Below are 12,816 nucleotides of genomic sequence, written 5' to 3' on the forward strand. Positions count from 1 at the left end.
ACAATGAGGTAAAATAGCCTGAATTTTTTAATCCTATTTGCGTTAGCATGACTCTAAGCCAATCATTTAAAAAGATAATTTGTGATTCAAGCCTCTCTGTATCTCATATACTACAGGCATTGAATGAGCTCACACAGTTAGTCTATTTACAAAATGTCGATGCACCTGTCATTGCTTTTTTACCTGAGCGTTATCAAGTTTTTCAAAAAAACCAGCACTTTTTCTTTCAACGCACTCAGGATTTTTGTTACATCCACGATGACAAAGAAATAGACATTTCCAGTAATATTCAGCCAAACTCAGAACAAAAAGAAGCATCTTTTAGTGGCGGACTCATTGGATTCGTCAGTTATGATTATGCCGCCCAGCAACACGTTCCTGTTCAAATTAAGCCACAGCCAAGCCTATTTTTAGGTTTATACAGCAGTTATCTACAATGGACTGATGCAGGCTGGCTATTTTGCAGTAGTGATTCACAAGCTGAACACATTTATCGCAAAATTGAATCGTATTTATTCCAGCCATCGGCCTTAAGCCATCCACTCCAACTCGCATCGATCTGCCAAGCACGCTGGACTAAAACCGAATACAAACAAGCCTTTCAGCAAGTACAGGATTACATCAAAGCTGGGGATTGCTATCAAATCAATCTGACACAAGAGTTCACAGCCAAGGCACATGGTCGACTCCTAAGTGCAGTCGAAGCATTTTGGCAATTGACCGATGCACCTTACTCGGGGTATCTCCGTAGCGATGATTTTGAACTCTTAAGTTGTTCGCCCGAGTTGTTTATTGATTTTCAAACCCATCGAAAAATCATTACCAAGCCGATTAAAGGCACCATGCCGCGCTATGCAGATCCAGTCTTAGATGAACAATCTAAACAACGCTTAATGACTTCTGAAAAAGACCAAGCTGAAAATGTGATGATTGTCGATCTACTGCGTAATGACTTGAGTGTTTACGCAGAAACGGGCTCAGTCAAAACACCTAAACTGTTTAATATTGAAAGCTTTAATCAAGTCCATCATATGGTCAGCGAAGTCGAAGCAACACTGAAAGCAGAAGTTCATCCCTTTCATGTGCTGCTCTCTGCGCTACCTGGCGGGTCTATTACAGGCGCGCCTAAAATTCGAGCGATGCAGATTATTGAAGAACTCGAAGGTGCCCCACGCGGAGCGTACTGTGGCTCAATGGGTTATTTTAATTTTGATGGTACGGGTTCTTGGAACATTCTGATTCGTTCTATTCAAAAATTCCAAGATGAGGTTTCGCTTTGGGCTGGCGGTGGAATCACTATTGCATCAGAGTATGAGGCTGAATACCAAGAATGCTTTGACAAGGTCTCAGCACTGCTTAATTTACTCAATACCTTTGTACAAACGGACACTGAATAGCCTCCAAAATAAAAAAGTGAACCTTCATATTAATGAACGTTCACTTTTCAAAGATCAAAACTGTTGAAAGTTTATTTTAAAATAGCATTTTTCAATGTATCGACTAAGCGTTGATTTTGTTCATCAGTTCCAACTGTGATACGTAAAAACTGGTTAATACGCGGTTTATTGAAATAACGCACAATAATACCTTGTTCACGTAATTCAGCCGCTAATTGACCAGCATCTTTGGTAGGCAATGATGCAAAGATAAAGTTGGCACTTGATGGTAAAACGTTAAAGCCCAGTGCGGTCAATTGTTCAACCAAATGTTCACGGCTTTGAATCACTTTTTGATTTTGTGCTTCGAAATAAGCTTGATCTTCAAATGATGCAACCGCAGCGGCTATCGCAAAACGATCCATCGGATAAGAGTTAAAACTATTCTTCACCGCTTCAAGTGCCGCAATCAAATGCGGTTGAGCAATCGCAAAACCAACCCGTAAACCCGCCAGTGAGCGAGACTTAGACGTGGTTTGGCACACCACCAAGTTCTCATATTTTTCCACCAAACTGACTGCCGATTCAGCACCAAAGTCTACATAAGCTTCATCAATGACCACGACTGAATTTGGATTGGCTTGAAGTACTTCCTCAATTGCAGCTAAACCAATATCAATACTGGTTGGTGCATTTGGATTGGTGATAATAATGCCGCCATTGGCTTGTTTATAGTCATCCACCACAATTTCAAAGTCATCATTGAGTGGCAAAATTTTGGTTTTGACCCCAAAGAATTGGCTATAAACAGGATAGAAGCTATAGGTAATATCGGGGTAAAGTACAGGCAGCTCTTGCACAAAAAATGCTTTAAAAATATGTGCTAAGACTTCATCTGAACCATTGCCAACAAAGACATTTTCAACCACAACATTTTGTTGTTTCGCAATCGCCTGCTTTAATGCAGCAGCGTCTGGATCTGGATATAAACGCAATACATCTGCTGAGTTTACCAAGACTGCTTGAACAGCCTCCACCACTTTTGGTGAGGGTGGATATGGATTTTCATTGGTATTGAGCTTCAATAAATTTTGAATTTTCGGTTGTTCGCCTGGTACATACGGTTCTAATTCACGTACTTCAGGACTCCAAAAACGCATTTGTTCTGTGGTAATGTTAGACATTGTCTATCTCATTTATGCACTCAACTTACTTTTATATAAGCCCTCTCCTTCTAGGAGAGGGTTTGGGAGAGGTTTATGATGTCCCAAACTGAATTAAATATTTTCCCCTCTCCTAACCCCTCCCATAGGGAGAGGAACGGAACGTTCATTACTGAACAAATGAGGGATCTAAATTTATATTATTGATAACGATAACGTGCCGAACGCGCATGCGCATCTAAGTTTTCTTGTTGCGCTAAGATATCCGCGGTTTTCGCCAAAGTTTTCACACCTTGCTCAGAGCACATAATCAAACTTGAACGTTTTTGGAAATCATATACACCCAGCGGCGAGGAAAAGCGTGCGGTACCTGAAGTTGGCAAAACGTGATTTGGCCCTGCACAATAGTCACCGATCGCTTCTGGCGTATAACGCCCCATAAAGATTGCGCCTGCATGGCGAATATCTTCAGCCATTTCCTGTGCTTCATCTAGGCACAGTTCTAAATGCTCAGGCGCGACTTGATTAATTAGTTCAACTGCTTCAGCGCGGTTTTTCACAAGCACTAATGCGCCACGATTGGCAATTGAAGTACGTGCAATCTCAGCTTTAGGCAACGCTTGCAAATGCGCTTCAATAGCCAATTCTACTTCATTTAATAACTGTTCATCCGGTGTGATAAACACTGCTTGTGCCACAGTATCGTGTTCAGCTTGGGACAATAAATCCATCGCCAGCCATTGTGCGTTATTTACGCCTTCGGCATAGACTAAAATTTCAGACGGCCCTGCAATCATGTCGATACCGACTTGTCCGAATACTGCACGTTTCGCAGCCGCGACAAAACGGTTGCCCGGTCCTGTAATCTTATCCACGGCTGGAATCGTTTCTGTACCATAAGCTAAAGCCGCAACCGCTTGTGCCCCACCAATGGTAAAGACACGGCTGACACCAGCCAAATAAGCAGCTGCTAACACCAAAGGATTCAACTCACCATTCGGTGCAGGCACCACCATAATAATTTCAGGTACACCCGCCACATGCGCAGGCACAGCATTCATTAACACAGAAGACGGATAAGATGCCAAGCCCCCTGGTACATAAATACCAACGCGATCTAAAGGCGTTACTTTTTGCCCAAGTGTGTTCCCCAAGGCATCCAAATAGGTCCAGCCTTCTTGTTTTTGCGCTTGGTGAAACTCACGAATACGGTTTGCAGCAAACTCTAACGCCTCACGGACTTCAGTACTCAAACCCTCAAAAGCAGTTTTTAATTGTTCTTGGGTCAGTTCTAAATCTGAGAATTGATGCGCGGGATGTCGATCGAACTGTTGAGTGAGTTTAAGAACATGAGCATTACCATGCTGACGAACATCAGCGATGATTTGATCTACGGTTTTTAAAAGTTCTGGGTCACTCACGGTTTCAAAAGCCAACAAATCAGCAAAGACTTGTTTAAAGTTCTGATCTTGAGTCGATAAACGTCGCATCAATTTATCCACAATGAAAATAAAGGGAAGCTTTAGTTTACCTTGTTTCCTGTATTTTGTGGGCAACAATCCTCCAGCTAAACACGGAGTGTAATGAAAAATTACTTTTAACTTCATCGGGAAATGAATCTGATTCAATATTTTTAAACTAGAATTATTAAACATGACTAAAAAACAGGCAAAACGAGATGACCCTCACGGACATAGCCACATACTTTTCAACGGGGCAATTTAGTCGAATCCAACAGCATTTTTCAGAAACCATTACATGGGAAATTGTGGGTGAACAACGGCTTTCAGGTTTTGATCAAGTGCTCAAGCATTGCCAGTCTATCGAGCATTATTTTACGACGGTCGCGCATGAGTTCCATATTCAAGCAATTCATCAAACGGGTCATCATGTGATTGTTCAAGGGGAAGCGCAATTTCATGACACCCAGCAGACATCGCGAATTTCTGCTTGTGATGTCTATAATTTTAACAATTTGAATCAACTGGCCCAAATTCAATCCTATTGTATTTCAATCCAATAAAAATATTAAAAAATGAGCAGGTACAAAAAAACCGCCATCATCGATAGCGGTTTCTTTAAACAAAAAAGATCAACTTATTTGTTTTTTAACGCTTCACGTTCAGCGACTGCTGTTTCTAACTGTGCAAGAATTGGGTTTAACAATGCTTGCTTACGTTTGAAACTTGCCTTGTTCACGATCAGACGTGAAGACACTTTACAAATTTCTTCCAAAGGTTCTAAACCATTGGCACGTAAAGTATTCCCAGTATCGACCACGTCAACAATGTAATCGCCCAAACCCACCAACGGTGCAAGCTCCATTGAACCGTACAACTTAATCACATCGACTTGCTCACCTAAGCTTGCATAGTACTGACGGGTTAAGTTTACGTATTTAGTGGCAATTTTTAAACGCCCTTTTGGACGTTCCATACCAACTTTTCCCGCGGTCATCAGTTTACATACTGCGATTTTTAAATCGAGCGGTTCATAAACGTTTTGCGCGCCATGTTCCATAAGCACGTCTTTGCCCGCAACACCGATATCAGCCGCACCATTTTCCACATAGGTAGGTACGTCAGAAGCACGTAAAATTAAAATACGGACTTGTTTATGGGTGGTTGGGAAAATTAACTTTCGTGACTTATCAGGATCTTCCAGTAAGTTAATTCCAGCCGTTTCAAGTAAAGGCAGGGTTTCTTTTAAAATACGACCTTTACTCAATGCCAATGTTAAACCATGATCAAAATTGCCCATTACGTCAAAATTTGGATCATCGTTTCTCATATCGCTCATGAACTTACTCGCTTAATTTGGGCGCCTATACCTTGTAATTTCGCTTCGACATCTTCATAACCGCGGTCAATATGATAGATACGATCAATCAGCGTCTCACCATCAGCAGCAAGTGCAGCTAACACTAGAGAGAAAGAAGCACGTAAATCTGTTGCCATCACAGGTGCTGCAGAAAGTTTCTCTACACCCGTCACGACAGCATCATTACCTTCGACCTGAATATTGGCACCCATACGTGACAATTCAGGTACATGCATAAAACGGTTTTCAAAAATCGTTTCAGAAATAGTAGCAAAACCACGACCAATAGCATTGACCGCCATAATCTGTGCTTGCATATCAGTTGGGAAATCAGGATGTGGAAGCGTTTGGAAACTCACTGCTTTCGGGCGTTTACCCATCATATCCAGTTCAATCCAATCATCACCACGGGTCACTTCCGCGCCCATTTCTTCAAACTTTTCTAAGACCGATTCCATCAAAGTTGGATCAGTATGTGTGGTTTTTACACGACCACCAGTAATGGCCGCAGCAGCCAAATACGAACCTGTTTCAATACGGTCAGCAACCACAGCGTATTCACAGCCATGTAGTTTTTCAACACCTGTTACCACTAAGGTATCTGTGTCTAATCCTTCAATTTTTGCACCCATCGCGATCAACATTTTCGCAAGGTCAGTAATTTCAGGTTCACGTGCCGCATTACGAATCGTAGTCACGCCTTCGGCCAATGCCGCAGCCATTAAGATATTTTCAGTACCACCCACGGTCACCATATCAAAAATGACTTCACCACCTTTCAGACGGCCATCAACTTTAGCGTGTACATAACCCGCTTCAACTTCAATCTCTGCACCTAAAGCTTCTAAAGCTTTTAAATGTTGATCGACTGGGCGCGAGCCAATCGCACATCCACCCGGCAAAGACACTTTTGCACTACCATAGCGCGCCACCAATGGGCCTAGCACTAAAATAGATGCACGCATGGTTTTCACCAACTCATACGGTGCAAACTGATTGTCCAGTGTTGAGGTATCCGCAGTAACCGTGTCACCTTCGTAGGTCATGGTAATGCCTAGACCACCAATCAACTGCACCAAAGTATTGACATCTTTTAAATGCGGCACGTTGGTGAGCTTGGTTGGGGTTTCAGGCAAAATCATTGCTGCAAGCAACGGCAAGGCAGCATTTTTAGCACCCGAAATACGAACTTCGCCTTCGAGCTTAGTGCCACCTTGAATTAAAAATTTATCCATCTAATTTTAAGCTCCGAATAAGCTTGCTTTACGCCATTCTTCTTTAGTCATTGCACGAATAGTCACCGCATGCACTTCGCCACTTGCGATATAAGAATTTAATGGTGCATAAACAGCTTGCTGACGTGCAACAGGACGTTTGCCTTCGAATTGGTCGTCGACAATACGTAAGTCAAACTTTCCGCCTTGCCCACTAACTGCAACTTCAGCTTCAGGAAAAGCAGCTTTTAAAATTTCAGTGAGCTGTTCACTATTCATCACAAAGACCTCTTATAGGACCAACGGTGTAAAAACCTGCCATTTTACTATAAATCTGAAAAATAAATCATAAACCCGCACACTTTATATATAAAAAAAGAGGTTTTAAAAAACCTCTTTTTGCATAAAAATAAAACTAAATGGCGATCGGTTGGTAAACCTGCTGCATTTTACGGTGCTTATCGAGCTGTCTTTTTAGTTTTTCTGATAATTTTTTAATCGACGTATACATATCATCTGCTGAAGCCTGAGCAAAAAATTCAATGCCCGGTAAACGGATAATTGCTTCTGCAATATGATTGCTACTGCCTTTTTTAGTATGCTTATCGACCTGATGATCCTTGGTTAATTTCACCTGCATACTGTTCACCTGATCAATATGCTTGGTCATTTCTGCAAATTTGCAGCGAATGGTATCTTCAATAGCTGGGGTAATGCTCAAATGATGTCCACGAATTGTTATTTGCATATATCTATCCCTCACCTTCATTAGGATTAATGAGGAAAAGCCAAGACGATTTAATGACTGCAAAATAACCAGCACACATTGAAGCATCAAATCATTTTAGCCATTCCTTAAAGAAAAAAGAGGTTCATTATGTTGTCATAATGAACCTCTAGAATAGTCAGATTTTAAATTTTAGATCAAGACTTTTCGTTCTGAAGATGATGGAATATGTAACGATTCACGATACTTTGCCACTGTCCGACGCGCTACATCAATTCCATCGTCCTTTAACAGATTGGCAATTGCGTTATCTGACAAAGGCTTACGTGCATTCTCTTCAGCAATCAATTTTTTAATCTTGGCGCGAATTGCAGTTGAAGATGCTTCACCGCCTGAAGTAGTCCCCACATGACTTGAAAAGAAATATTTCAATTCGAACAAGCCGCGTGGTGTCAGCATATATTTGTTGGTGGTCACCCGAGAAACGGTCGACTCATGCAATTCAACTTCTTCTGCAATATCTCGAAGTACCAAAGGCTTCATCCCTTCAGCACCAATTTCTAAAAATGCACGCTGATGTTCAATGATACACGTCGCCACTTTCAGTAAAGTTTTATGGCGTTCATCGACACTTTTAATAAAGTTTTTCGCATCCAACATTTGATTACGTAAATACTGATTATCTTCACTTTGATCTGCACGCTTAATCATATTGGCATAAAACGAGTTCACACGAAGTTTTGGCATCACATCAGGATTTAAAGCCACTTGCCATTGTTCGTTTTTCTTCATTACCACGACATCAGGAATTTGATAATCCGAGTCTTTATCTTCAAACTCAAGTCCTGGATGTGCTTTTAGCGTTTTCAATAAATCAACCGCACACTTGAGCTGCTCTTGATTTAAACCTGTTTGTTTGATTAGTTTTGCCAGTTCATTGCTGATCAATAGTTCATAGTTTTTCAGCAGATTCATGGCATCATTTCGACATGCGGTCTGCATCGGCAAGGCTTCCAACTGTACCATTAAGCACTCTGCAAGATTCCGCGCCCCAACGCCAAGTGGGTCTAAACGCTGAATATGCTTGAGCACCACAACCACTTCGTCATCTTCGACTTCGTCGTCATAGTCCATACTGGTTAAAAGATGTTGAACTGAAGTCGTTATTTCTGAAATATCACTGTCTAAAAAACCTTTATCGTCCAACGAGTCAATAATGCAATAAGCAATCAACATATCTACTTGCGAAAAATGCAACAGATTGATTTGCTCGAGCATATGCTCTTTTAAGCCCAAATGACCTTGGCGATTATCTTCTCGTTCTTCAAACTCTGCTGCGCCCAAACTGGTCGGTTGATGGGTATAGACATCATCCCAGTCGGTATCGACCGGTAAATCATCGGGTAAATGGTCGGCGTTGAGTTCGTTGGTCAAATCTTTCTTATCCTGTTCTTGCTCTTGCACACTGGATAAGCTTTCGATAGATGACTGTTCTTCTACTTTTTCTAAGAGTGGATTGCTGTCGAGTTGAATCTGAATTTCTTGTTCAAGTTCAAGGCTCGACAATTGAAGCAATCGAATAGCTTGTTGTAATTGGGGGGTTAACGACAAAGAGTTCGAAACTTTCAATCCAACCGATAACTTCATAAAACTCTACTCATCAATACAGCTATTTTTAAAGCACGCTTTATAAGCAATTTTTGTGCCGTTTTATTTTTTATAGCATAAAAAATTCGAAAAACCTACATTTTTTGAGCAGATTGTTTTTCATTTCCTGTCTAGTTTTAGACTTTATGGATGTCTTAATGCATATCAATTATTGAAAAGGATCATTAAAACCTTCACACAGTCCAGAATTACACGAAACACTACATCGGCTGCTTTCACTTACTTACAAGAGTCCGTTAAATCAAAACATCTGAATCATGCTGCTTTGTTAGGCTAAAGCATAGACATTTTTTAGGGGGTTTATATGACTCAAAAAGTATTGTTTATAACCTCAAATGTAGGCGTAGAGCATGATGAGCTAATTCAGCCTCTCCATTTTCTACAGTCCAAAGGCATAGAATGCATTCATGCCGCGATTGAAGCTCGCGATGTTCGAACTGTTAAAATGGACTCAGAATCGGCAGCAAGCTATCCTCCAGACGTCAATTTGGATCATGTTCATTATGACGACTACGGTTTGCTGATTATCCCCGGCGGTGCAGTTAATGCCAATCTATTACACCAACATCCCAAAGCTCTCGAAATTATCCAAAGTTTTAGCAACAAAGCCAAACCAATAGCTGTGATTTGTCATGCGCCTTTAGTTTTGATTAAAGCTGAACAGATTAAAACTAAGCATCTGACTTCGCATAAGAATATAAGACTCGATCTGGAAAATGCAGGTGCTATATGGGTCGATGAAGCCGTTCACAAATGTAAAGTAGGTGGCTGGACGCTCATCAGCTTACGTAGTCCAAAGGATCTTCCCGCTTTTAATCAAGTGATATTGAAAGAAATTGAATCCAATTCGTGCATTTAAGATGCAAAAAAAAAGAGCCTGATATTGAGCAGGCTCTTTTATTCATTTTTAAAAGTTACAGACTTTTTAAGTATTCAATAATTTCTACATGTTCAGCCATTTCAGCCAGTTGAAGCGCAGTATATTCACCTTTGTAGTGGACATTCACACCTTTTTCAACCAGTAGTTTTACCACATCTAGATAGCCATTTTCAGCCGCCGCTTGGAGGGCGCTATAACCTTCATCATCAGTAGAGTTCACATCTACACCATTGGCGAGACTTTTTTCTACTTCAGCTAGTTCACCTAAAGACGCCCAATACACCAATTCAGGTAAGTGCAGTTCATCATCGTTTTCAGGAATTGGGGAGAATGAGTTGAGTTTCATATATTTTATTCCAAAGCTTTGGATTTATTAAATGCATAAAGTACTCTGTGGTCAACAAATATTAAAGCTCTCCATTTTTTTCAATATTATTTTTCACAATATTAAATGCATCTTTAAAGTTCTTATCATACTTACCATGATGCCGATAACCATATCTTTGGTTATCAATATCAGTAAAATCATCATGCCAATGTTCAAATTTACCCTTACGTGCCATTAACGCAACTTTCGGATGAATTTCCCCTTTATACAACTTTTTAAAGTTTTGATCTGAAACAATCACACCTTTAGTTATATATTTACGTACTAAAATTAACTCCATCACTAATTTCCTAAATGCTACCAGCTCACAACTTCCACCAAATCCAACCTGTTCACTAAAATGGATATAGCTATTCAGAACAATAAAATGATGCTCTCTAACTTCTAATAGAATACAAGTTTCACCACGCAAACTTTGGGATCTTACAAAATAAATAATAAATGGTTTTATTTGATCAATGCGTTCTAAGCAATCGTAAATACTTATATAAATTTGTTGATCGCACTTAAACGGATGTCCTTTTCCTTCTGTTAACCACTCATAATTAATTGCAAATGTTTGGGAAAAAATTTCTAAAAATTCTAACTCTGGTTCTTCAATATTTATAAAGTACTTCTCTAAATCACCTACTTTTTTTAATTCTAAAATTTTACTAAACTGAGCTACAGTAAATTTTTCATCTCGTCCTTCATTCATTAATGACAAAACTAAATTTAAGCGATCAGCGATTTTATCTACATCAGTCCTGTTCATCTTAAACTTGAGTTTTTTCTTTAAAAGGTCACTCAGAAAATTTGTTAAAAGTCCCAACCCAATCGTTTCAAAAAAACTCATTTTTTAAATTTCTTTTAATTTATTAAGATTAAAACAATATAACAAAAAGCCCCCACAATTTGGAGGCTTTCAATTAAATGACTCTTAAGCTTTCGAAATCGCAGGCTGACTTGCACCAATCTTTTCAGATTCATCTTCATGCATAATCAGTGCAACCGCAATAGCAGTAATCAACACAGGTAAACCCACTGCAATAAAATTAAAGTGAGCAGGTAAATTCATACCTAACAAACTTCCGATTAAAATTGGTCCAATGATTGCACCCATACGACCAATCGCAGACGACCAACCAATCCCCGTTGAACGAACAGCAAGTGGATAGTACTGAGCGACATAGCTATAAAGCAGCATTTGCGAACCAATGGATGCAGCACCCGCCAAGAATACTAAAATATATAAAAGGAATTGATTCGATTGGAAGCCCATCAAGCTCATTACAACAGCACCCATCATGCCCAAGCACATCAGCACAGGTTTCAAATGGAAGCGATCAGCCAAGATCCCTCCACCCACAATACCAATCACAGCACCAATGTTCATCACCATCATAAACATCAAGCTATTGTCCATTGAGTAGCCTGCTGCCATCATTAACTTCGGTAACCAACTGCTTAAAGCATACATAGTCAGTAAGCAGGTGAAGAACGCCAGCCAAAATAACAAGGTATTTACTGCGCGCCCACGTTTAAATAAGCTCACAACATTTGCAGACTCTGGCACATCAACCTGATGCAACTCAAAAGTTGTATCTTCTTTTACTATCACTGTTGGTGCTAAACGACGAACAATTTTACGTGCTTCCGCCTGACGGTTTTGTTGCACAATAAAAGTCAAAGACTCGGGCAAAAACTTCCAAATAACGGGTAGTAACAACAATGGAATACCGGCAATAAAAAACATAATTTGCCAACCAAAACTTGGAGTAAACCACGCACCTAACAATGCAGCCATTACACCACCCACAGCATAACCACTAAACATTGTGGTTACTAAGGTACTGCGCATTTTTTGTGGTGCATACTCAGATGTCAGCGCAACAAGGTTTGGCATTACCCCACCAATTCCAAGTCCTGCAAGGAAACGTAAAATCGCAAATTCCGTTGGATTTGATGCAAAACCACCTGCACAGGTAAGCCCGCTAAAAAGCACAATACAGATCATAATGACTTTTTTACGGCCAATTTTATCTGCTAAGGAGCCAAATATCATTGCACCAAACATCATGCCGGCTAGGGCAGTACTGGCAAGCATACCCGCCTGCACAGAACTTAAGCCCCAGTCTTCCATTAATAATGGTAATACCACACCATTAATTGCCAAATCATAACCATCAAATAAAATAATTAGTAAACACCAAGCAACAACTTGAAAATGGAAACCTGAAAATTTTGCACGATCAATAATATCATTCACATTCACTGCTTTAGCTGACATTATTCACCTCCTAGGAGCTATTGTTTCATTGCACTTTAACTAGCGCCCTTCAGTTTTTATAATGTGCTAATTCAGCCCAAACAGAAGTCATTCACCAAAGTAATTTGGTGTCATATTCACACAATTTATAGTGATAAAAAAATTCAACATTAGTCTAAATAAATGATTTAATTCGCATTACTAAAAAAATTAAATAGATATAGATATGGAAAGGTTCATTTAAATAATAATTATGACTATTTAGGATATTTTATTTAATTACGATAAATCTCAATTAGACGATTGATTCCTTTATTATTTAAACTTTCCTT

13 protein-coding genes are annotated in these 12,816 nt (G+C 39.8%); 3 read left to right on the plus strand and 10 right to left on the minus strand.

The window, feature by feature from the left end; translation table 11 throughout:
- Positions 1 to 47: 47 nt before the first annotated feature.
- Complete coding sequence (gene pabB / locus ACF8FD_RS06900; protein ID WP_392453287.1) at positions 48 to 1,397, plus strand: aminodeoxychorismate synthase component I; 1,350 nt, start codon at positions 48 to 50, stop codon at positions 1,395 to 1,397.
- Between the two features lie 71 nt (positions 1,398 to 1,468).
- Here the strand turns inward: pabB and hisC are convergent, their stop codons facing one another.
- Both hisC and hisD read right to left on the minus strand, forming a co-directional pair.
- Positions 1,469 to 2,560, minus strand: coding sequence for a histidinol-phosphate transaminase (hisC, locus tag ACF8FD_RS06905; protein WP_281963685.1), 1,092 nt, complete (start codon positions 2,558 to 2,560; stop codon positions 1,469 to 1,471).
- Positions 2,561 to 2,739: 179 nt separating this feature from the next.
- Complete coding sequence (gene hisD / locus ACF8FD_RS06910) at positions 2,740 to 4,041, minus strand: histidinol dehydrogenase (protein ID WP_281963707.1); 1,302 nt, start codon at positions 4,039 to 4,041, stop codon at positions 2,740 to 2,742.
- 176 nt (positions 4,042 to 4,217) lie between these two features.
- Here hisD and ACF8FD_RS06915 point away from each other — a divergent pair, with 176 nt between their 5' ends.
- Positions 4,218 to 4,562: a nuclear transport factor 2 family protein gene (locus ACF8FD_RS06915; protein WP_281963684.1), complete on the plus strand. Its 345-nt coding sequence runs from the start codon at positions 4,218 to 4,220 to the stop codon at positions 4,560 to 4,562.
- Positions 4,563 to 4,636: 74 nt separating this feature from the next.
- Here ACF8FD_RS06915 and hisG read toward each other — a convergent pair whose 3' ends face one another.
- The 5 genes from hisG to ACF8FD_RS06940 form a co-directional block, all read right to left on the minus strand.
- The gene (gene hisG, locus ACF8FD_RS06920; RefSeq protein WP_004984172.1) at positions 4,637 to 5,338 is read right to left on the minus strand and encodes an ATP phosphoribosyltransferase; all 702 of its coding nucleotides are present in this window, start codon (positions 5,336 to 5,338) and stop codon (positions 4,637 to 4,639) included.
- Positions 5,335 to 6,594, minus strand: coding sequence for a UDP-N-acetylglucosamine 1-carboxyvinyltransferase (gene murA, locus ACF8FD_RS06925; RefSeq protein WP_005400214.1), 1,260 nt, complete (start codon positions 6,592 to 6,594; stop codon positions 5,335 to 5,337). The genes hisG and murA overlap by 4 nt, the downstream gene beginning before the upstream one ends.
- A gap of 6 nt (positions 6,595 to 6,600) precedes the next feature.
- Complete coding sequence (ibaG, locus tag ACF8FD_RS06930; RefSeq protein ID WP_004695019.1) at positions 6,601 to 6,852, minus strand: BolA family iron metabolism protein IbaG; 252 nt, start codon at positions 6,850 to 6,852, stop codon at positions 6,601 to 6,603.
- 136 nt (positions 6,853 to 6,988) lie between these two features.
- The gene (gene hpf / locus ACF8FD_RS06935; RefSeq protein WP_004695021.1) at positions 6,989 to 7,321 is read right to left on the minus strand and encodes a ribosome hibernation-promoting factor, HPF/YfiA family; all 333 of its coding nucleotides are present in this window, start codon (positions 7,319 to 7,321) and stop codon (positions 6,989 to 6,991) included.
- 171 nt (positions 7,322 to 7,492) lie between these two features.
- A complete protein-coding gene (locus ACF8FD_RS06940; RefSeq protein ID WP_005400217.1) occupies positions 7,493 to 8,947 on the minus strand; it encodes an RNA polymerase factor sigma-54 in 1,455 nt (484 codons plus the stop codon).
- A 325-nt stretch (positions 8,948 to 9,272) separates the two neighbouring features.
- On the opposite strand from ACF8FD_RS06940, the gene ACF8FD_RS06945 reads away from it, so the two are divergent.
- On the plus strand, positions 9,273 to 9,827 hold the full coding sequence (locus ACF8FD_RS06945; protein WP_392453288.1) for a DJ-1/PfpI family protein: 555 nt from the start codon (positions 9,273 to 9,275) through the stop codon (positions 9,825 to 9,827).
- A 55-nt stretch (positions 9,828 to 9,882) separates the two neighbouring features.
- On the opposite strand, the gene ACF8FD_RS06950 is transcribed toward ACF8FD_RS06945, so the two are convergent.
- From ACF8FD_RS06950 to ACF8FD_RS06960, 3 genes are all read right to left on the minus strand, one after another.
- Positions 9,883 to 10,194 (minus strand): ankyrin repeat domain-containing protein, encoded by a 312-nt coding sequence (locus ACF8FD_RS06950; RefSeq protein ID WP_281963682.1) that lies wholly within the window; start codon positions 10,192 to 10,194, stop codon positions 9,883 to 9,885.
- 61 nt (positions 10,195 to 10,255) lie between these two features.
- Positions 10,256 to 11,071: a hypothetical protein gene (locus tag ACF8FD_RS06955; protein WP_392453289.1), complete on the minus strand. Its 816-nt coding sequence runs from the start codon at positions 11,069 to 11,071 to the stop codon at positions 10,256 to 10,258.
- An 84-nt stretch (positions 11,072 to 11,155) separates the two neighbouring features.
- The gene (locus ACF8FD_RS06960) at positions 11,156 to 12,505 is read right to left on the minus strand and encodes an aromatic acid/H+ symport family MFS transporter (RefSeq protein WP_281963680.1); all 1,350 of its coding nucleotides are present in this window, start codon (positions 12,503 to 12,505) and stop codon (positions 11,156 to 11,158) included.
- Positions 12,506 to 12,816: the final 311 nt, after the last annotated feature.

Origin of the sequence: Acinetobacter sp. TYF_19 (assembly GCF_043105125.1) — a bacterium.
GTDB classification, from domain to species: Bacteria; Pseudomonadota; Gammaproteobacteria; order Pseudomonadales; family Moraxellaceae; genus Acinetobacter; species Acinetobacter johnsonii.

What these genes read in the sequence shown, in the direction of transcription:
- ACF8FD_RS06940 (WP_005400217.1), bottom strand. Translation starts at nt 8,947, where the DNA reads ATGAAGTTATCGGTTGGATTGAAAGTTTCGAACTCTTTGTCGTTAACC.
- ACF8FD_RS06960 (WP_281963680.1), bottom strand. Translation starts at nt 12,505, where the DNA reads ATGTCAGCTAAAGCAGTGAATGTGAATGATATTATTGATCGTGCAAAA.
- hpf (WP_004695021.1), bottom strand. Translation starts at nt 7,321, where the DNA reads ATGCAAATAACAATTCGTGGACATCATTTGAGCATTACCCCAGCTATT.
- ibaG (WP_004695019.1), bottom strand. Translation starts at nt 6,852, where the DNA reads ATGAATAGTGAACAGCTCACTGAAATTTTAAAAGCTGCTTTTCCTGAA.
- hisC (WP_281963685.1), bottom strand. Translation starts at nt 2,560, where the DNA reads ATGTCTAACATTACCACAGAACAAATGCGTTTTTGGAGTCCTGAAGTA.
- ACF8FD_RS06915 (WP_281963684.1), top strand. Translation starts at nt 4,218, where the DNA reads ATGACCCTCACGGACATAGCCACATACTTTTCAACGGGGCAATTTAGT.
- ACF8FD_RS06945 (WP_392453288.1), top strand. Translation starts at nt 9,273, where the DNA reads ATGACTCAAAAAGTATTGTTTATAACCTCAAATGTAGGCGTAGAGCAT.
- pabB (WP_392453287.1), top strand. Translation starts at nt 48, where the DNA reads ATGACTCTAAGCCAATCATTTAAAAAGATAATTTGTGATTCAAGCCTC.
- ACF8FD_RS06955 (WP_392453289.1), bottom strand. Translation starts at nt 11,071, where the DNA reads ATGAGTTTTTTTGAAACGATTGGGTTGGGACTTTTAACAAATTTTCTG.
- murA (WP_005400214.1), bottom strand. Translation starts at nt 6,594, where the DNA reads ATGGATAAATTTTTAATTCAAGGTGGCACTAAGCTCGAAGGCGAAGTT.
- hisG (WP_004984172.1), bottom strand. Translation starts at nt 5,338, where the DNA reads ATGAGCGATATGAGAAACGATGATCCAAATTTTGACGTAATGGGCAAT.
- ACF8FD_RS06950 (WP_281963682.1), bottom strand. Translation starts at nt 10,194, where the DNA reads ATGAAACTCAACTCATTCTCCCCAATTCCTGAAAACGATGATGAACTG.